Below are 18,792 nucleotides of genomic sequence, written 5' to 3'. Positions count from 1 at the left end.
GACTCACGAACGCGTGCGGACTCTCGACCTGAGTACACCGATCGCGACAGCAGCGATGAGAGCCGCACCGATCAGCCAGACCGTCCACGGCAACGCCCCAGTCTGGCTCGCGGCACCGCCCGTTCCGCCCGGCACGCCTGTCGGGCTGTGGTGCAGACCAGTGATGGTCTGGACGGCGAGCTCGAGGTTCGAGTCCTCAGCGCTACCCCAGGCGTAGACGATCGTGTTCGTGCCTTCCTTCAGGTCGAGGTCGGCAGGTCCGATCGCCACGGTGGACGTTCCCGCGAGAACAACATCGGCGGAGATCGTGCCAGCAGGCAGGTCGGCCTTGGCCTCCTTCGGATTCGTCAGCGCCTCGAACGCGGGTTTGCCGCCGGCGCGAACGTCGACAGCGGGAGCGGCCGCGGTGTGTCGGACTGTCAACCTCGCCTTGCCCGGATCAACCTTCGAGACGTCGTTGACGAATGGCGTGAGCACGGGCTTGCCGGAGGCGTCGAGATGCGCGACGACAGTGACGTTCACGTCCGCCGGGACCGCGACGTCGTCGGCCTGGAGCACCGCCTCGCCGTCGGCGCCCGCACCCTCGGCGACGACCTTCAAGTCGTACGTTCCCGCTGGTAGCTGCAGCGGATCGGTGAGGGTGCCCGGCTCGAACCCGGCCAGCAACTCCTTACCGTTGGCGTACACGTCGACGGTGGCGCCGGGCACGCCGTGCAGCACCGAGACGGTGGCCTCTCCCCCGGTATCGGCGGCCGCGGCCGGCGCCCAGGCGAGCGCGGCCAGCCCGGCAGCCAGCCCAAGAGCCAGCCCCGCCTGACGGGAGCGGACCAGCTGGCGGCGATGAGTAGAGCGAACGGACATACGAGCCTCCACAGGATGGGAATCGGCTGTCGTTCGTTCTTCTGGGTAAGAGACCGGAACGGATGCACCGCGAGGTGCATCCGTCACGGCTCTGTCGGCGGAAGGTCGAGTGAAACCAGCACCGCGACCTGGGATGGCGATGCATGCGGGGATCCGAGTTCGACTCCTCCGAGGGAGAGTCGCGGTGCACGGTGGCAGTTGTCGGGGGTGGTCCGGCCGGCGTGATGCTCTCCTACCTGCTGGCCAGAGCAGGTGTCGCGGTGACGTTGTTGGAGTCGCACAACGACTTCGATCGAAGGTTCCGCGGTGACAGCATCGCTCCTTCGATCCTGGACTATCTGGATCTACTCGGACTGTCCGATCCGCTGTTGGCGGCGATACCGCACACCCGGGCGGACGCCTTCGTGTGGAGCACCGCGGACCGCTCCTACCGAATCGCCGACTACCGCGGCACCAGCCGGAAGTACCCGTTCTATGCGCTGGTCCCGCAAGGCAGGTTCCTTCCGTTCATCGTCGACCAGGCTCACCGCTACTCCGGCTTCCGGCTCGAGCTCGGGGCGCGGGCGTCGAGCTTGATCCGCGAACCCGACGTTGCCGATGGCCGGGTCGTCGGCGTCGGGTACGCCAAGCAGGGACGGCGGCATCGGCTGCGCGCAGATCTGGTGGTGGGCGCGGACGGTCGAAACTCCAAGATCCGCCAGCTGTCCTCGATCACGGCGACCGAGCTCGGCGCCGAGCTCGACATCTGTTGGTACGCGGTGCCACGACGCGTCGGTGACCCGGACTCCTCAGGACTCGGGCTCATCGCCGAGCCCGGCACGATTCTGGCCGTGCTCGGGCAGGCCGACAGCTGGCAAGTCGGCTACACCCTCCCGGCCGGCACCTTCCCTTCGCTGCGCGCACGAGGCATCGAGCCCGTCGTCTCCGCGCTGCGACGCAGACTCCCCTGGCTGGACGACCGCCTGGACGAGCTGGTCGAGGTCGGCCAGCTGTCCTTGCTGCCGGTACGGATCACCAAGGTCGACCGCTGGTCCGAGCCGGGCTTGCTTCTGATCGGGGACGCCGCGCACGTCATCTCCCCGGTCGGAGGCAACGGGATCAACTACGCGATCCTCGACGCCGCCGAAGCCGGCAACCACCTCGTGAGTCCGCTGCTCGCTGCCCAGGGTGCCGAGCAGGTCGATCCGTCCCACCTCGACGCGGCGACCGCGGCTGTGGAGAACGCGCGCCGGCCAGCAGTGGATCGTGAGCAGGATCTCCAACGGCGGATCGAACGCGCTGCTGCCCGTCGGCTGCGTCGAGGCCAAGCCGCACCCGCTCTGGCGCTGCGACTGGCCACATTGGTGCCAGGGTTGGCGCGAGCGCTGGCCCGCCGTTCCGCCCGAGCCCTCGCCGTACCCGCTCCGAGCCCAACCATCCTTGCCGGCCGTGGCGAACGATCCGACTAGCGGGACTCAGTCGGCGTTCGTCCAGGTGGCGTGCGCGACGCGGATGATGGCGTCGGCAGGGTCTGGTTGGCGGAGCCGTTCGAGGAAGGTCACGACGGCCGCGGCGACGGAGCGGTGTTGGAGGTCGTTGAGGACGTCGTGGTGCGCGCCGTTGACGATGACGTGCTGGACGCGGGGCAGGGCGTGGACGAAGGCGGGCAGGTCTGCGGCGCCGATCGGGTCCGAGGAGCCGGTCAGGATCAGGTGCGGCAGCTCGTTGTCCGGTGCCAGCGCCTCGTCGAGCAGCGCGGCTGGGACGTCCGCTGCCAGGGCGCCGCGTTCGACGGTGGGGTCGTCGGTGAGCACTTGCCGGTACGTCGGACAGAACGAGCGGGTCGCCAGCTCGTCGTCCCATGACAGGGACTCCGCTCCAGCCGCGCGCGGCAGCGCCGCCAGCACGAGCGCATCGGCGGCCAGCACCTGCCGACGGACGAGCACCGAGGCCACGATAGCGCCGAGATCCGAGCCGACGACGACCAGCGGACGGGCGCTGGCAGTAGTGTCCCCGAGGGTGGCGGCGAACGCGTCGAGGTCGCCCTCCGGACGTGCTACGACGCGCACTTCGTACGCGTCGGCGGCCAGCCTCGCGCCGAACCGGCGGTAGCTGGCCGGGCTCTCGCCGCGGCCCGGGATCACCACGACCGTGCCGCGGGTGAGCAGTCCCTCGGGAGCGCGGAACGTCAACGCGTCCGCGCGAGGGACGATGGTCTCGGTCGACATGCTCAAAGCTCCAGACGTCAGGCATCGAGCAACGCGCGCAGGCGTTGCCGTTCGGATCGACCGAGCCCGGCACCGTTCAACGTCGGCGCCGACCCGATCAGCAAGCGGGTGTACGGATGGGTGGGCTCGTTGAGGACCTGTGCGGTCGGCCCGGACTCGACGACCTCGCCGCGGTACAGGACCGCGATGCGGTCGGTGATGCCGGCCACCGAGCCGAGATCGTGCGAGATGAACAGCATCCCGAGCCCGCCGTCGCGCCGCAGCGCGGTGAGCAGCTCGAGGATCTGGATCCGGTTGGTCGCGTCCAGCGCGCTGACCGGCTCGTCGCACAGCAGCAGCCGCGGCTCGAGCACCATCGCCCGCGCGATCGCGACGCGCTGCCGTTGGCCACCGGACAGTTCACCCGGAAGCCGTGCTCCCAACGCAGTCGGCAAGGCGACGAGATCCAGCGCGGCCGAAACGAGGGCCGCGACGTCGGCCCGCGGGTAGCCGCCGCGCGCGACCAGACCCTCGCCGATCGAGTCGGCGACCAGGACGTCGGGATCGAGGCTCTGCAGGGGATCCTGGAACACGTATTGCACGGTTCCGCGCCGCCGGAAGTCCCGGAGCCGCGAGCCGCGCAGGCGCGTGACGTCCGTGCCGAGGACGGAGGCCGAGCCGCGGTCGACGCGGTTGAGTCCGAGCACCGTACGGGCCAGCGTCGTCTTGCCCGAGCCGGTCTCGCCGATCAGCCCGACGATCTCGCCGGCGCCGACCTGGAGCGGGACGCCGTGCAGGATCTCCCGGCGCGCGCGGCCACGGCCCAACGACACCGCGAGGTCGGTCACGTCCAACAGGGGTTCAGACACGGACGGCCTCCCCTGCCCGGAGCTTCTCGATGCCGTACCGGGAATGACTCTCGATGAGCGCCTTGGTGTACTCGTGCCGAGGCTGGCGCAGCACGTCCGCGGTCGTGCCGCGTTCGACGATCTCGCCGGCGCGCATCACCACGACGTTGTCGCAGACCTGGGAGATCACCGCGAGGTCGTGCGAGACGAGAACGAGCGCCAGCCCGATCCGTTCGCGCAGCTCCGCGAGCAGGTCGAGCACCTCGGCCTGCACCGTCACGTCGAGCGCTGTCGTCGCCTCGTCGGCGATCAACAGGTCGGGTTCGCCGGAGATGGCGATCGCGATGAGAACGCGTTGCAGCATGCCGCCGGACAGCTCGAACGGGTACTGCTTGAAGACGCGCGCGGGATCGCGGAGCCCCATCTGCGTGAGCAGGTCGACCGCCCGTTCCCGCGCGTCGCGTCGCGTCAACCTCGACTTGACGCGCAGCACCTCGGTCAGCTGCCGGCCCACGGCGATGGAGGGGTTGAGGTACGAACCGGGATCCTGGAACACCGCGGAGATGCGATTCCCCCGGTACGGCAGCCAGCTCTCGTAGTCGAGCGTGTGCAGCTCGACGCCGTCGAACGTGATCGCGGCCGACGTCCCGAGCTCGCAGCCCGGCGGCAGGATGCCGAGGATCGAACGGCAGGTCAGCGACTTGCCGCTGCCCGACTCCCCCACGATGCCGAGCGTTCCTCCCCGCTCCAGCTCGAAGGACACCTCGCGGACGACCTGGGCGTCGCCCGCCGAAACGGACAGGTCGCGGACGGACAGCAAGGTGTCAGGCATGGCTGCGCTCCCGCTTCGCGAGCATGGCGCGACCGGACTGCCCGGAGACATCCCGCAGGGCGTCGGCGAGCCCGTTGAACGCGCCGACCGTGACCATGATGAGGAACGCGGGGATGAACGGGCCGTACGGTCGCTGGAACAGGTACTGCAGGTCGGTCGCGAGCATCCCGCCCCAGGTGGGTTCCGGCGGCCGGATGCCGATGCCGAGGAACGTCAGCGAAGACACGATCACCAGGCCTCCACCCAACATGTTCGCCGTCGCCACGGCGATCGCCGGCGCGACCTTCGGCCACACGTGCCGGCGCAGCAGGAACGCCGACGACGCGCCGACGAGCCGCGCCGCCTCGACGTACTGCGAGCTCGCGACTGGCAACGCGGCGGCTCGAGTCACCCGGTAGAAGCCTGGCGAGACCAGGATCCCGACGGCGAGCATCGCCTGGTGCAGGCCGTTGCCCAGCAACGCGGTCATCGCGATCGCGAACACCAGGAACGGCAGCGTGATGAAGCTGTCCATCAGCCGAAGCGTGATCCACTCGAACGTCCGCCCGAGATAGACCGAGAGCAGGCCCGGGACCACGCCGAGGACGAGGCCGAGAGCCACCGCCTCGATCGCCGCGACGATCGACAGGGTGGAGCCGGCGAGCAGCCGGCTCAGTAGATCGCGCCCGAGGTTGTCCGTTCCGAGCCAGTGCTGTGCCGACGGACCTTGCAGAATCGCCTTCAGGTCTTGGGCAATGGGGTCGTACGGCGCGATCACCGGCCCGAGGATCGCGAGCAGCGCGACGACCGCGAGCACCCCCAGGCAGACACGTCCGAGCGGGAGCCTGAGCACCGCACGCACCATGGTCAGGTCCCCCTCAGCGCGGCCGGTCGCAGCCGAAGCAAGGCCGTGTTGACAAGCAGGTTGAACCCCAGCACGAGCACGACTGCGACGACCAGAGTCCCCTGTACGACAGGAACATCGCCGCGCAGCGCACCCTCGGCGGCGAACCGGCCGTAGCCCGCCATGCCGAAGATGCTCTCGGTCACGACCGCGCCTCCGAGCAGCGACGGGACGCGCATGCCGAGGATCGTGACCGCCGGTCCCGCGCCGTTGCGGAGCACGTGGACGAACAGCACGCGGCGCCGGCTGAGCCCACGCACGACGGCGCCGACCACGTAGTTCTCCTGGTACGCCGAGACCAGGCCCGTGCGCAGCTGCCGCGCGAGGTCGGAGACCGTGTCCAGGCTGAGCGCGGTCGCCGGCAGCACGATCAGCGAGAGCCACTGGCTGACGGAGACCGACGGCGACACGTACCCCGCCGACGGTACGAGCGGGATCAGGATGCAGAACACCACGATCAGCCCGATCGCCATCACGAACGCGGGCAGCGTCGAGATCACCGTGCAGAACGCCGTCACCGTACGGTCGAACCAGCTGCCCTGGAAGATCGCGGCGAGGACGCCGAGCAGGGTGCCGAACACCACGCCGATCAGCAGCGCGAGGCCGGCCACCGACGCGCTGATCTCGAGCCGCTGGAAGATCTGGTCGGTGACGCTGATGCTGTTGAACCACGACACCCCGAGGTCACCACGCAGGATCCCGCCCAGCCAGTCGAGGTACTGCACCACGACCGGCCGGTCGAGCCCGAACTGCGCGTCGACCTTGGCGACGGCCTCGGGCGTGGCCGCGTCGCCGAGCAGCAGCCCGGCCGGGCTGAGGTCGCTGACCGCGCCAAGCGCGTACGTGATGAACGTGGCGAACACGAACACCGGCACGACGACGGCGACGGTCCGTCCCAGCCAGCGGAGCAGGCCCAGGGCACCGTGGTACGCCCTGGTCCCGCTGCCGGCCGGCGCCAGCGCTACTTCGACGGCGATGAGACCTTCACCCCCTCCCAGCGGAACTGCGAGAGGTAGTGCGGGAGCGGTGAGATCTTCGGGTTGCGCACGACGATCCGCGGCGAGGTGCTCAGCGAGAAGCTCGGAGACTGGAGGACGCCGATCTTCACGGCCTCCTGGAGAATCTTCGGATAGGCGGGATCGTCGAGCGGGGTGTTGCGCACCTTGTCGAGCGCGGCGAGGAACTCCTTCGAGGCCGTACGGCTGACGTTCATCAAGCCCTGCGGGCCGTACACGACGGTCAGGTTCTGCACCGGCGACTCGCGGCCGACCGTTCCGTCCAGCGCGAACTGCGCGTTGCGGCCGAGGTAGACCTCCTTCTGCCAGGTCGACGAGCCTGGCGGCACGAGCTTGATCGTGGACTCGACGCCGACGCGCTTGAGCTGGTCCTGGACGAGCTCGGCGCGGCTCTCTCCGGAGGAGTTCACCGTGACCTGGATCTTCAGCTCGCCGGGCGCGTAGCCGGCGTCGGCGAGGAGCTGCTTCGCCTTCGTCGGGTTGTACGCGAAGATGCCGTCGAGCTCGGGGTTGTACGCGACATAGCCCTTGGGGAACGGCTGGTACGCGACATCGCCGATGCCCTTGTTCAGAACGTCGATGAGCTCCTTGCGGTCGATCGCGTACTTGAGCGCCTCGACCACCTTCGGGTCGGTGAGCGGCTCCTTCCCGTTGTGCACGTCGACCTGGCTGACGCCGAGTGTGTCGATGACGTCGATCTGCAGGCCGGCGGCCTTCGCCTGCTCGATCTGGTCGCCGCTGATGGAGGCCACGTCGAGCGCGCCGGTCTGTACCGCCTGGATCACGGTCGCCGAGTCGGTGCCGGTGCTGAGCTCGAACCGGTCGATGTGAACGTCGTTCGCCTGCCAGTACGTGGGATTCTTCACCAGGATGGCGTGCGACTCGGGCACGAAGCTCTCGAACTTGAACGGCCCGGCACCCACGGGCTTGGTCGGGATCGCGTCCACGTCCGCCTTGACCGCGGTCGGGCTGACGATGGAGCCGGTCTTGCCCGCGAGCAGGTTCGGCACCTGGTAGTCGGGCTGGACGAGGTGCAACGTGACCTCTGTCGGGCTCTCGACCGTGATGTTCTTGATCGTCGCGAGCTGGTCCTTGAGCAGCGAGTTCTCCTGCGTCTTGCCTCGGAGCAAGCTGGCCTTGACAGCCTCCGCGTCCAGCGGTGTGTCGTCGGAGAACTTCAGGTCGGGACGCAAGGTGAACGTCACCGCGGTGCCGTCGGCGTTGTACTTCCACGACTCGGCGAGGCCGGGCTTCGCGTTGCCCTCCTGGTCGAGCTGGGTGAGCGATGCGTAGACGAGGCTGATCGTGTTGATGTCGTTGCCGGTACTCGAGGTGACCGGGTCCCAGGACGTCGGCAGGCTGGAGCCCCACTTGAGCGTCGAGGTCCCGCCGGAGCTCGCGCTCGCCCCGCCACCATTGCCCCCGCAGCCCGCGAGGACGAGGGCCGCGAGGATCACGAACGCAGCGACGAGCTTGGGCCCGGTGCGCGATGTTGCCATGATTTCTCCAACTACTCAGGGGGATTCAGCGCGCGCCGGAACGATCCAGCTCGGGTGCGGGTACGGTCTGTGCCGCGTTGCGGGCGGCGGTGTGCACGTTCTCCGGGATCGGGATGCCGAGGTTGCCGCGCAACGTGTCGGCCTCGTACTCGCTGCGGACGACACCGCGCTCCCGCAGGATCGGCAGCACCTGGTCGGTGAACTTCGCGAGTTCGCTGGGCACGGTCACGTGCACGTTCAGGCCGTCCAGCGCTCGCCCCTCGAACCACTCCTGGATCTTGTTCGCCACCGTGAGCGGCGACCCGACGAACGGTGGGCGCCGGCTCTGGCTGAAGTGCTCGACGGTCTGGCGGAGCGTGTACCCGTTCTCCTTCGCTACCGCCTTGATCTTGTCGGCTTGGGTCTTGAAGCTGTGGTCACCGAGATCACCGAGGTCGGGGAACGGCGCGTCGAGGTCGTACTGGGTGAAGTCGTGCCAGCCAAATGGGCGGCCGAACTGCGCGAGCGTCTTGCCGAAGTCCTTCTTGAGGCGAGCGTTCTCCTCGATCGCCTGGGCCTCTTCGTCGGTCTCGGCGAGGATCGGCGTGATGCCGGGCATGACCACGATGTGGTCGGGGTTGCGGCCCTTCGCCGCCGCGCGGCTCTTGATGTCGCGGTAGAACGCCTGGCCGGCCTCCAGCGTCGGAGCATGGGTGAAGATGCCCTCGCCGATGGTGGCGCCGAGGTCGCGTCCCTCGTCGGAGTCGCCGGCCTGGAAGATCACCGGCTGGCCCTGTGGGGAGCGCGAGATGTTCAGCGGACCGACGACCGAGAAGTACTCGCCCTGGTGGTTCAGCTGGTGCTGCTTGCTCGGGTCGACGAACACGCCGGTCGCGAGATCGCGCGGGAACGCGTCGTCCTCGTAGGAGTCCCACAATCCTTGGCAGACGCGTACGGACTCCAGCGCGCGCCCGTACCTGGTCTCGTAGTCGTAGTGCTCGTCTCGGCTGTAGTTGCCGGCCGTTCCTCCGTCGCCGGTGGCGACGACGTTCCACCCGGCACGGCCCTTGCTGATGAGGTCGAGCGAGGCGAGCCGGCGAGCCAGGTTGAACGGGGTGTTGTACGACGTCGTGAGCGTGCCGACCAGCCCGATGTGGGTAGTGGACACCGCGACCGCGGAGAGCAGGGTGAGCGGCTCGAGTCGGTTGAGGTAGTGCGGCGGCGAGTCCGGGGTGATGAACTGGCTGTCCACGATGAAGATCAGGTCGAACTTCGCCGCCTCTGCCCGGCGGGCGAGTTCGATGTACCACTGGATGTCGATGCTGGCGTCGCCCGGGATCTCGGGGTGCTTCCAGACGTCGTGCTGGCCGGGTCCTCCGACGCCAAAGAGCACGGCGCCGAGCTTGAGCTGTCGTTGTGTCACGAGAGTCTTCCTTGCTTGTGACGTTGAGGGTTTCGCGTGCCTAGTGCCGGCGGACGGTCCCGTACGAGCCGTCGTGGTAGACGAGCGGCGCGTGCGGGTTGACGGCCGTGTGCGTCACGCGGGCGATGACGAGTTGGTGGTCGCCTACGGTGTGGCGGTGTTCGACCTCGCCGCGCAGATGGCCGGGCGTTCCGTCGAGCACGGGCTCGCCGGTGCCCAGCCGGAACCAGCTGACCGGCGCGGCGAACCGGTCAATCCCGCTCGTCGCGAACTGGGTGGCGATCCAGTGCTGGGTGGCGTCCAGGAAGTTGATGACTATGCCGCCGGTCTCCGCGATCGTCGGCCAGCTCGAGGCCGTGGTGGACAACGCGAACGACACCAGCGGTGGGCGGAGCGACACCGAGGCGAGCGAGGTCGCGGTGAATCCCACCGGCCCGGCACCCGCGTCGGCGGTGATGACAACGACGCCGGCGGCGAACTGCCGGAAGGTCGATCGGAAGTCGGCTTCGGTGGTTGTGCTGGGGATGTCCGTGCGTGTGGTCACGCACACCTCCGGGGAGGAAGGGGAGGATGAGCGGCACGCGGAATCGACAGTGGCGCCGCGATGCCTTGGCCGTGTCTGTCAAAGATCGCCTGGCGCGCGACACCCCACATCCCGTCTGGCCGCGGTGCACATCGTCACCCATATAACCAATATGAGTTCCTCCTGCACCACGCCCATACGGGCGCGGGGCGCCGCGCGCCATCGCGCTACGCGCGATGACCGGCGCTATTTGCCAGACACGACCTAGTCGTTGGCGAAACGGCCGTACGACAGCGGCCGCTCGCGACGCGCATGTGGTCGATCACGCGTCGCGAGGTGAGAAGAACCAGGCCGGACATAATCCCTACTATGAGAGTAGGAGATTGGATCTGCCAGCCCTGTCTCGCGATGTGAGCCGAATGTCCACGCTCGGCCAACGGTCTTGTACTAAGTGGTACGTTCTGGCCCGACCCAGCGAAGGTCGGGAAGGTTGACGACGATCGCGTCCTGGGTCGTCCGCGCGATCACGACGACCGCCTCCTCGTCGGGGTCCGGGTTCTCCTCGCGGTGTGGGACGTACGGCGGCACGAAGATGTAGTCGCCCGGCTTGGTGGCGAGCCGGATCTCCTTGGACGGATCGTCGATCTCGGCGAAGACGAACTCCGGGTGTCCACTCACGACATAGATCGCGGTCTCCGAGTCGCCGTGGTGGTGGTTGCCGGAGTTGGTCGCGGCCGCCACGTGGGTCTGCCCCATCCAGAGGTTGCTCGCGCCGACGCTCTTGCCGCTGATCGCCTCGACCCGGCGCATGCCGCTCGTCTGCGCGGTCTGGGCCGACAGCAGGTCAGGCCCAACGTGGTGCAGACGTTGGTGAAACGGGTCTTCGGGGACGTAGAGCCCGGCCTCGTTCGGCTGCATGCCTCCCACTCTCGCACTCTGGACCGGCCGGTACAAGATGCGGTCGAGCGCGGTATCGTCGGTGGATGGCTTCCAAGGTTGTGGCCGACCAGGCCGCCCTGCCGGCGACCGCGCGCGGCCGGCAGAGCCGGGCTGCGATCGTCGAGGCTGCAGCGGATCTGATGTACGCGAACGGGATCGCGAGGACCTCGCTCGACGAGGTTCTCGCCTACTGTGGCGCGGGAAAGTCGCAGCTGTACCACTACTTCGCGAACAAGCAGGAGCTCGTACGTGCCGTCATCGCGCGGCAGCTCGACCGCGTCCTGTCCGCGCAACCTGGCCTTGACAGCCTGGACTCCTGGGACGATCTCGACACCTGGGCTACCGAGCTGCTCGCGCGACACAGCACCTCAGCCGGGCCGCTGGCCTGCCGGCTCGGCACGTTCGCTGGCGAGGTCGACGCCGACGACGCGCTGCGCGAGCTGCTGAACGAGGCGTTCCGGACCTGGCAGGGCTACCTGCGGGACGGACTGAAGCGGCTGCAGAGTCGCGGCGAACTCGCGGTGGGCGCGGACCCCGACGAGCTCGCGGCCGCGGTGTTGGCCGCCGTCCAGGGCGGCATCCTGCTCTCGCGCCTCCGCCGGAACGCCGATCCCTTGGGCGCGTCGCTGACGATGGCGCTGGCGTACCTGAAGCAGTTCAGGACGGGCAAGTCGCGGCGCCGCTGACCCGACCCTGCCTCATCGACTCGCTGCGGGAGCACCTCGGCCTGGCGCCGTTGCCCTAGCCTCAGGACTTCAGGTGTTGGTGGGTCGCCTTACCCGGCCAGTGGCCCCTCTACCTGGCGTCCACCCCACGTAAAGCGGCCAATGATCATGTTTACATGATCATTGGCCCCAGGGCGGGCCGGGCCGGTCGAGCCAACCGTTGGACGAGAGATCGAGGCTAGGGCACTTGGCGGCGATCGCCGCGCACGTCACTCCTTTCAGCCTGTGCCACAACGATCGACCGGTTTCGCCACACCTGGCAACTTCACGGCCCGTTCGGGATTAACCCACCCGCAAGGAGTGAAGACGCCATGACCAAGCTCCAAACCGTCGTCGCCGCGGCGGTGCTCGCGGCCGGCGGACTGATCGTCACGCCGACGTCCGCACTCGCACGGCCTGCCGACCCGGCGGCGGCACCCGCTGCCGACGTGACGGCGATTGCTGCCGAGCCCGAGTCCTACCGAAACCCGAACGCCAACCTGTGTCTCGCCGACGGCAAGGACAGGAAGTTGCACCTCGCGAAGTGCACCGGCAGCGACGTGACGAAGTGGCAGGTCATCAGGGACGGCAGCCACCGCCGGTTCAAGAACGTCCACACCGGTCGATGCCTGCACACGAGCCCGGGCGGCGCGAAGGCCGGCGTCACCTCGAACTGTGGCGGGCACACCGCGCAGCTCTGGAAGTTCGAAAGCCACCCCAGTGGCGGATACCGCTTCCGCAGCGCGCTGGTGAACCAGTGCATCTCTGCGAACTGGCTCGTCGGCGGGACCTTGGAGACGTGTGGCAGTTCCGCCCCCCAGCGGTGGCTCTGAGTCGGCGGAACGGGAAGATGATGAGTACACACAAGCGATTCGCCGTCGCGGGCGCGTCTGCTGCCCTGCTGGGTAGCGCACTGGTCGCCGGCGTAGGCGTACACGCCGACACCCAAGCCGGTACCGCAGTGACCGGCTGTGCGATCCGCTTCACCGCGAACGGCCCCGTCATCCACGCGAACGCGACGCACAAGTGCACTGGCGCGACGTCGTTGGCCGTCGCCACGAACGGCGATCTGGTCATCACCTCGGCTCCGCGCGGCGCGGTCGTCTCCGTCACCGCCGAGGAGGACGAAACCCTGTCCAAGAAGGGGATTCTCGCCGGTGCCTCCGGTGGAGTCGGACGCACCGTCGTTCGCTTCTACTCGGCGAAGACCGGCGTTCAGATTCCCGCCACCGACAAGATCCTTCAAGACCCATTGGCGAATCTCTGGATGACGTGGGTGAACGCCTCATGAGGAAGCTGACAAGAACACTGCTCGCGGGGCTGTCCGCGATCGCCGCGTGCGCGGCTGGTGTCCTCGCGACGCCGGTCGCCGGCGATCCCGTCGCGGAGGCGGCGACGCCGTACGACCAGGTGACGTGTGGCGACGCCGCTGCGCGGTTGTTCCAGCTGCGCGGCAACGGCAAGGAGCTCTGGTACAGCTCGATCTCCGGGCCTGCCGCCGCCAAGCCCGTTGTCTACGGATGGCGCAAGGTCTACACGTTCAGCACCACCAGGCCGGCCCTCGCGGTCGCGGCCCACGCGACGGTGAAGGGTGTCGTCAAGCTCTTCGTCACCGACCGGGACGGCGGCCTGCGCGTCTACAACTTCGACACCGCCAAGGCCACCATCGGCTCGACCAGGAACCTGCACACCGGCAACCCGGCCAAGCCCGGACCGTACGACTTCAGCCGGCTCACGTCCGACGGCCGCCGCCTCTACGGCACCAAGGGTGGCCAACTCCACCTGATGACCGGCGTCACCACGGTCCGGCGCCCGGAGAAGTCCGCCACCGTCAAGACGATCGGCTATCCGCTCGCCCTGTGGTCGAACGCCGGCAACGACCAGGAGCTCCTCTACACCGACAGCGCCGGAGTCCTCCGCGCCGTCGACATCACCACCAAGGGCAGCGGGTTCACGGCCGCGATCACCACCGTCCGTGGCAGCGGCTGGAAGCAGGCCGCGATCACCTCACCGGGCGGCGGACTCCTCGTCCGGGACACGCCCACCAACACCTGGCGCCACCTCATCACCCTTCCCACCAAGGCGACCAGCACGCCCATCACGCCGCACCAGACGATCTCTACCACCCACCACACGCCCAACCCTCCGCTCACGACTCCGCCGGACAGCTGCGCGCCGAGGACGACGTCCAACGTCGTCTCGATCGCCCGCGCCGAGCTCGGCACCGAGGAAGGGCCCGAGGCCGACAAGTACCTCGCGTGGGCCTGGCCGAGTGAGCACACCGTGACGACACCGTGGTGTGCGGGCTTCGTGAGTTGGGTGACCAACCACAAGGCTGGGGTGACGAGCTTCAAGCATCTCGCCGTTCAGCAGTGGGTGATCGCCGCACGAGAGGGCCGCAGCGGCCTGCGACGGGTGACCACGCCGCGGGCCGGTGACCTCATCGCGTTCGACTGGGACGGCAACGGGGACTTCCGCCCCGGCAACTCCCACATCGGCATCGTCGACCGCGTCGGCGCGAACGGCAACATCTACACGCTCGAAGGCAACTGGGGCAGCGGCACCGCGTCGGTGCACCGCGACGTCCACCCCAGGAACACGACGTACAGCCAGTTCTACATCCGGATCGACTGAGCTCGATCCAACGACCGGTCGCCCACCACGCAGGGGGAGTGGGCGACCGGTCCGAGCTCCCACCGCCGACGTACCCATCTCCAGGAGACCTTTCCCGATGAGCAGAAGACTCGGCCAGGCAGTCGCCGGCATCGTGACCATCGCCCTGGCGGCAGGGCTCGGGATCGCCGCCGACGCCGGCACCGCACCCACCCGCGGTCAGGCACACGCGGCGACGCCGTACGACAAAGTGACGTGTGGCGACGCCGCTGCGCGACTGTTCCAGCTGCGCGGCAACGGCAAGGAGCTCTGGTACAGCTCGATCTCCGGACCGGCTTCCACCAAGCCCACCGTCTACGGATGGCGCAAGATCTACACGTTCAACGCCGCCAGGCCGGCCCTCGCCGTCGCCGCCCACGACTCCGCCAAGGGCGTCGTCCAGCTCTTCGTCACCGACCGGGACGGCGGGCTGCGCCTCTACAACTTCAGCACCGGCAAGGCCGCCATCACGTCCACGAAGAACCTCCACACCGGCGACCCGGCCAAGCCCGGGCCGTACGACTACAGCCGCCTCACCTCCGACGGCCGCCGCCTCTACGGCACCAAGGGCGGCAACCTCTACATCGCCACTGGCGTCACGGCCACCCAGCGCCCCAAGAAGACGGCGCTGGTGAAGACCATCGGCTATCCCCTCGCCCTGTGGTCGAACGCCGGCAACGACCAGGAGCTCTTCTACACCGACACCAGCGGCACGTTGCGCGCCGCCGACGTCACCACCCAGGGCGGCGGTTTCACCGCCACGATCACCACCATTCGTACGTCGGGCTGGAGCCAGGCCGCGATCACGTCCCCCGGCGCCGGTCTCCTCGTCCGGGACACCCCCACCAACACCTGGCGCCACCTCGTCACCCTGCCCACCCGCCAGACCGACACCAAGATCACGCCGCACCAGACCATCTCCACCACGCACCACACTCCGAACCTGCCCGTGACGACGCCGCCCGCGGAATGCGGCATCGACTCCTCTCCCGGTGGCAGCGCCGCGGTGACGTACGACCAGCTGCACGCGATGTTCGGCGCGAAGGTCGCGAGCCGGGCCGTCGTCGAGACCGGGCTGCCCGGACTGATCCGCGAGATGCAGGCCGGTCACATCACGACCCCCGCACGCAAGGCGGCGTTCCTCGCCACGGTCGTGAACGAGTCGACCGTCAACTACGCGGCCGCGCAGAACGGATCGTCGACCTACCGCGGGCGCGGGTTCATCCAGCTGACCGGAGACTTCAACTACCGCGGCGCCGGCAACGCCCTCGGAACGGACCTGCTCGGCAACCCGAGCCGCGCGGCGACGCTCGCGTGGAGCGACAAGATCTCCCGCTGGTACTGGACGAAGGCACGGCCGAACACGAACCGCTACGCGGACCGGCACGACATGGGCATGGTCAACGTACAGATCGGGTTCTTCGGCAGCTCCGACCCGAGCCACCCGGAGGTCGCCGAACGGTGCCGTGACTTCAAGAACGCCTACAAGGTGCTGACGGGATCGATGCCGACGTCGGTGGAGTGCACTACCTGACCGACTCCAGTGCCTCGAGGAGCTCCGAACGCGACAGCTCGGCGTTCCCCTCGGCGCCGAGCTCGTCCACGATCCGCAACGCCTCCTGCCAACTCGCCGCGGCGGCCGTCCGGTCGCCCGCGGCGAGTTGCGCGTGTCCGGCGTTCCGCAGCGTGTACGCCAACCACCACACACTGCTGAGCCCGCGGAAGATCTCCGCCGCTTCCGCGTACGAACCGATGGCGAGAACGTGGTCGCCGCCCGCGTGGTGGACCGACCCGAGCGTGTCGATCGCGATCCCCTCGCGCAGTGTCAACCCGGCCTTGCGCCATAGTCGTACCGACTCGGTGATGGCTACCCGAGCGTCGTCAACCCTGTGGTCGTCGAGATACACCGCAGCCAACGTGTTCAACGACGCAGCCGCGCGGTCCGTCAACCCGTGCTTGCCGGCGAGGTCGATCGCCTGCTCCAGAAGGGAGATCGCCTGCTCGTACCGGCCGCCCGCGCGGTGCGTGATCGCGAGGTTCCCCAGCGCGGCGCACTGCCCGGTCACGTCGCCGTGCGTACGGAGAAGGTGCAACGCGGACTCGAAGTGTGGCTGCGCGAGCTCTGGTCTCCCCAGCCGGTCGTGGATTCTCCCCAGCTGGATGAGGATCTGCGCCTCGGCGAGCTCGTCGCCGTCCGCCCGTGCGGCCGCGAGCGCGAGCTCCTGCAGCGGCTCGATCTCCACGGGTGCCCGGCTGAGATCGAGGTAGATCGACATCGACCGGACCAGGCTCACCACGTCGGCATGCGCGCCGACCCGGTCGGCCGCGACGGTCACCGCGACCAGGTTGAGCCGCTCGGTGTCGAACCACGACATGCCCTGCAACTCGTCGCTGAACGAGGCCGCGTCGAGGCCGACCTCGCCGGCCTGCGGCCCCCAGATCGCCACGCTCGCCGACGACGAGGTCCGCGCGTACCACCGGTAGAGCCGCCGCACCGCCTCGTCGCGTTCATCGTCTGGATCGTCGCGAGCCACGCGCTCGGCGGCGTACGCGCGGACGAGGTCGTGCATCGCGTACCGCCCGGGTCGCGGCGAGCCGACCAGATGGGTCTCGGCCAGCCTGTCGAGCAACCGGGCGGCGACACGACGATCGGCGCCGGCGAGCGCTGCCGCGGCGGGTGCGCCGATGTCCGTACCCGGATGCAGGCCGAGGAGGCGGAACAGTCGCGCGGCGTCGGCCTCCAGCGCGCGGTACGACCACGACATCGCGGCCCGCAGGCTGGTGGACAGATCTGTGCCGGTCTCGAGCACGTCGAGGCGGGAACGTTCGTCGCGAAGCTCGTCGATCAGTGCGGCGAGCGGGCTGGTGGGGTACCGGCCGGCGCGTTCGGCCGCCACGGTGAGCGCCAACGGCAGGTAGCCGCACAGGTCCGCCAGCTCCGCGAGCGCGTCGTCGGCGCACTTCACCTGTTGGTGCTTCAACCGTTCGGCGAGGAACGCCCGCGCGTCCTCGGCCGGGAGGACGTCCAGGTCGATCCGGTGGGCCTGCTCCCGTGCCGCGAGGCCGCGCATCTGGCTTCGGCTGGTCACGATCACCACCGCGCCGGTCCCCGGCAGCATCGGACGGACCTGGTCGGCGTCCCGAGCGTTGTCGAGAACGACCAGCACGCGCCTTCCGGACAGGGTCGTACGCAGCAGCGCGCTGCGGGCGTCCGCGTCCTGCGGCAACCGCTCGGCCGCGACGCCGAGCCCGCGCAGCATCAGGTCGAGGGCATCGGCCGGCTCCATCGGCTCGCCGGGACCGTAGCCACGCAGGTCGAGGTAGAGCTGTCCGTCCGGGAACGCGTCGATCGCGCGCCGCGCCCAGTGCACCACGAGCGCGGTCTTCCCGACGCCGCCGGTGCCGTGCACCACAATCAGGGGCGGGTCCGAACGGGCCAGCAGCTCGTCCAGCGTGCCGAGGGCCTGGCCGCGACCCGCGAAGTCGTCGACGTCCGCCGGCAGCTGCGAGGGCACCGGCACCGGCGCCGGGTGGCGTTCCGGCGTGCCGGTGGCCGCCAGGGGCACGCCGTCGAGCAGGTCGGCCTGCATCCGTTGGAGCACGGCGCCCGGTGCGACGCCGAGCTCACGCGCGAGAGCCGTGCGGACCTGCTCGTACTCCGCCAGCGCCTCCGCCGGGCGCCCGGCGCGGTCAAGGCCGGTGAGCAGCCTCGCCCACAGCGACTCGCGGAGGGGTTGCTCGCGCACCAGTGCGCGCAGGTCGGCGACCACGTCCGCCGCTCGGCCGACCGCCAGGTCGAGGTCGGCCAGGCGTTCGGCCGACCGCAGGCGGCGGTCGACCAGCGCGGGCGCCTCGAACCGGGTCAGCCAGTCCGACGCCGTTCCCTCGAACGGCTCGCCGCGCCACAACCCGAGCGCCTCGCCGAGCAGCGCTCGTTCCTCGTTGGCGCCAGCGTCGGCACGGTCGAGCAGCCGCCCGAACCGGGTCGCGTCCACCGCGTCGGCGGCGACGTCGAGCAGGTAGCCACCCGCTGACGTGGCAACGCGGTCGGCTCCGAGGATCCGTCGCAGCCGCATCACCAGCGTGTGCAGGCTGCCGCGGACGTTCTCGGGCAGGTGTTCACCCCAGATCCGCTCGGCCAGCGCGTCGGCGGTCACGGACTCACCGGCGGAGAGGGCCAGGACGGCGAGCAGGACCCGGACGCGGCCGCGCGGAACGTCGACCTGGTCGCCCGCGACGCGGACGTCCAGCGGTCCGAGCAGGCCGATGGACACGGCCGGTGGGCTCATCCGCACCCCCATTCGCAGCGAAGCCGCCCGCGGAGCGGTCCGACCGTACCGAAACGTCCGGATCATGCGCAGTCGGCGTCTCGGCAGGCGAGTGACAGAGGACTGACAGAGGGGTTCCGTACCGTCGCGGTCCCCGATCCCGGCCAGGGAGAGGAGCA

The 18,792-nt window shown here is 69.3% G+C and carries 17 protein-coding genes; 6 read left to right on the top strand and 11 right to left on the bottom strand.

Annotated elements, in window-relative coordinates:
• Positions 1-3: 3 nt before the first annotated feature.
• Entirely contained in the window at positions 4-861 is an 858-nt protein-coding gene (locus tag JOD67_RS07050) for a DUF4397 domain-containing protein (protein ID WP_205116388.1), read from the bottom strand.
• A gap of 143 nt (positions 862-1,004) precedes the next feature.
• On the opposite strand from JOD67_RS07050, the gene JOD67_RS07045 reads away from it, so the two are divergent.
• Positions 1,005-2,309 (top strand): FAD-dependent monooxygenase, encoded by a 1,305-nt coding sequence (locus JOD67_RS07045; protein WP_205116386.1) that lies wholly within the window; start codon positions 1,005-1,007, stop codon positions 2,307-2,309.
• A 6-nt stretch (positions 2,310-2,315) separates the two neighbouring features.
• Here JOD67_RS07045 and JOD67_RS07040 read toward each other — a convergent pair whose 3' ends face one another.
• The 9 genes from JOD67_RS07040 to JOD67_RS07000 form a co-directional block, all read right to left on the bottom strand.
• A complete protein-coding gene (locus tag JOD67_RS07040; RefSeq protein WP_205116385.1) occupies positions 2,316-3,068 on the bottom strand; it encodes an alpha/beta hydrolase in 753 nt (250 codons plus the stop codon).
• A gap of 17 nt (positions 3,069-3,085) precedes the next feature.
• Positions 3,086-3,916: an ABC transporter ATP-binding protein gene (locus JOD67_RS07035; protein ID WP_205116384.1), complete on the bottom strand. Its 831-nt coding sequence runs from the start codon at positions 3,914-3,916 to the stop codon at positions 3,086-3,088.
• Complete coding sequence (locus tag JOD67_RS07030; protein ID WP_205116383.1) at positions 3,909-4,727, bottom strand: ABC transporter ATP-binding protein; 819 nt, start codon at positions 4,725-4,727, stop codon at positions 3,909-3,911. The genes JOD67_RS07035 and JOD67_RS07030 overlap by 8 nt, the downstream gene beginning before the upstream one ends.
• Complete coding sequence (locus JOD67_RS07025; RefSeq protein ID WP_205116382.1) at positions 4,720-5,559, bottom strand: ABC transporter permease; 840 nt, start codon at positions 5,557-5,559, stop codon at positions 4,720-4,722. Before JOD67_RS07025 ends, JOD67_RS07030 begins: the two co-directional genes overlap by 8 nt.
• A gap of 14 nt (positions 5,560-5,573) precedes the next feature.
• Complete coding sequence (locus tag JOD67_RS07020; RefSeq protein WP_239554555.1) at positions 5,574-6,509, bottom strand: ABC transporter permease; 936 nt, start codon at positions 6,507-6,509, stop codon at positions 5,574-5,576.
• A gap of 62 nt (positions 6,510-6,571) precedes the next feature.
• Positions 6,572-8,125: an ABC transporter substrate-binding protein gene (locus tag JOD67_RS07015; RefSeq protein WP_205116380.1), complete on the bottom strand. Its 1,554-nt coding sequence runs from the start codon at positions 8,123-8,125 to the stop codon at positions 6,572-6,574.
• A gap of 25 nt (positions 8,126-8,150) precedes the next feature.
• A complete protein-coding gene (locus JOD67_RS07010) occupies positions 8,151-9,527 on the bottom strand; it encodes an LLM class flavin-dependent oxidoreductase (protein ID WP_205116378.1) in 1,377 nt (458 codons plus the stop codon).
• A 40-nt stretch (positions 9,528-9,567) separates the two neighbouring features.
• Entirely contained in the window at positions 9,568-10,071 is a 504-nt protein-coding gene (locus JOD67_RS07005; RefSeq protein WP_307782301.1) for a flavin reductase family protein, read from the bottom strand.
• 426 nt (positions 10,072-10,497) lie between these two features.
• Positions 10,498-10,968, bottom strand: coding sequence for a cupin domain-containing protein (locus JOD67_RS07000; RefSeq protein WP_205116374.1), 471 nt, complete (start codon positions 10,966-10,968; stop codon positions 10,498-10,500).
• A 65-nt stretch (positions 10,969-11,033) separates the two neighbouring features.
• Here JOD67_RS07000 and JOD67_RS06995 point away from each other — a divergent pair, with 65 nt between their 5' ends.
• The 5 genes from JOD67_RS06995 (at position 11,034) to JOD67_RS06975 (ending at position 15,879) form a co-directional block, all read left to right on the top strand.
• Positions 11,034-11,675, top strand: a complete 642-nt coding sequence (locus JOD67_RS06995) for a TetR/AcrR family transcriptional regulator (protein ID WP_205116372.1) — start codon at positions 11,034-11,036, stop codon at positions 11,673-11,675.
• A gap of 350 nt (positions 11,676-12,025) precedes the next feature.
• Entirely contained in the window at positions 12,026-12,526 is a 501-nt protein-coding gene (locus JOD67_RS06990; RefSeq protein WP_205116370.1) for an RICIN domain-containing protein, read from the top strand.
• 20 nt (positions 12,527-12,546) lie between these two features.
• Complete coding sequence (locus JOD67_RS06985) at positions 12,547-12,984, top strand: hypothetical protein (protein ID WP_205116368.1); 438 nt, start codon at positions 12,547-12,549, stop codon at positions 12,982-12,984.
• Positions 12,981-14,327, top strand: coding sequence for a CHAP domain-containing protein (locus tag JOD67_RS06980; RefSeq protein ID WP_205116366.1), 1,347 nt, complete (start codon positions 12,981-12,983; stop codon positions 14,325-14,327). Before JOD67_RS06985 ends, JOD67_RS06980 begins: the two co-directional genes overlap by 4 nt.
• Before the next feature lie 97 nt (positions 14,328-14,424).
• Complete coding sequence (locus tag JOD67_RS06975) at positions 14,425-15,879, top strand: glycoside hydrolase family 19 protein (protein WP_205116364.1); 1,455 nt, start codon at positions 14,425-14,427, stop codon at positions 15,877-15,879.
• On the opposite strand, the gene JOD67_RS06970 is transcribed toward JOD67_RS06975, so the two are convergent.
• Positions 15,872-18,634 (bottom strand): AfsR/SARP family transcriptional regulator, encoded by a 2,763-nt coding sequence (locus JOD67_RS06970; protein ID WP_205116362.1) that lies wholly within the window; start codon positions 18,632-18,634, stop codon positions 15,872-15,874. The genes JOD67_RS06975 and JOD67_RS06970 overlap by 8 nt on opposite strands.
• Between the last annotated feature and the right edge of the window lie 158 nt (positions 18,635-18,792).

Origin of the sequence: Tenggerimyces flavus (genome assembly GCF_016907715.1) — a bacterium.
GTDB lineage: Bacteria > Actinomycetota > Actinomycetes > Propionibacteriales > Actinopolymorphaceae > Tenggerimyces > Tenggerimyces flavus.
The sequence above is the reverse complement of the archived record's forward strand: the minus strand, read 5'-3'. Positions and strand labels throughout refer to the sequence as shown.

Excerpts from the sequence above, each read along its gene's own strand:
- JOD67_RS07050 (WP_205116388.1), bottom strand. The coding sequence starts at position 861 with ATGTCCGTTCGCTCTACTCATCGCCGCCAGCTGGTCCGCTCCCGTCAG.
- JOD67_RS07045 (WP_205116386.1), top strand. The coding sequence starts at position 1,005 with ATGCGGGGATCCGAGTTCGACTCCTCCGAGGGAGAGTCGCGGTGCACG.
- JOD67_RS07040 (WP_205116385.1), bottom strand. The coding sequence starts at position 3,068 with ATGTCGACCGAGACCATCGTCCCTCGCGCGGACGCGTTGACGTTCCGC.
- JOD67_RS07030 (WP_205116383.1), bottom strand. The coding sequence starts at position 4,727 with ATGCCTGACACCTTGCTGTCCGTCCGCGACCTGTCCGTTTCGGCGGGC.
- JOD67_RS07015 (WP_205116380.1), bottom strand. The coding sequence starts at position 8,125 with ATGGCAACATCGCGCACCGGGCCCAAGCTCGTCGCTGCGTTCGTGATC.
- JOD67_RS07000 (WP_205116374.1), bottom strand. The coding sequence starts at position 10,968 with ATGCAGCCGAACGAGGCCGGGCTCTACGTCCCCGAAGACCCGTTTCAC.
- JOD67_RS06995 (WP_205116372.1), top strand. The coding sequence starts at position 11,034 with ATGGCTTCCAAGGTTGTGGCCGACCAGGCCGCCCTGCCGGCGACCGCG.
- JOD67_RS06990 (WP_205116370.1), top strand. The coding sequence starts at position 12,026 with ATGACCAAGCTCCAAACCGTCGTCGCCGCGGCGGTGCTCGCGGCCGGC.
- JOD67_RS06985 (WP_205116368.1), top strand. The coding sequence starts at position 12,547 with ATGAGTACACACAAGCGATTCGCCGTCGCGGGCGCGTCTGCTGCCCTG.
- JOD67_RS06980 (WP_205116366.1), top strand. The coding sequence starts at position 12,981 with ATGAGGAAGCTGACAAGAACACTGCTCGCGGGGCTGTCCGCGATCGCC.
- JOD67_RS06975 (WP_205116364.1), top strand. The coding sequence starts at position 14,425 with ATGAGCAGAAGACTCGGCCAGGCAGTCGCCGGCATCGTGACCATCGCC.
- JOD67_RS06970 (WP_205116362.1), bottom strand. The coding sequence starts at position 18,634 with ATGAGCCCACCGGCCGTGTCCATCGGCCTGCTCGGACCGCTGGACGTC.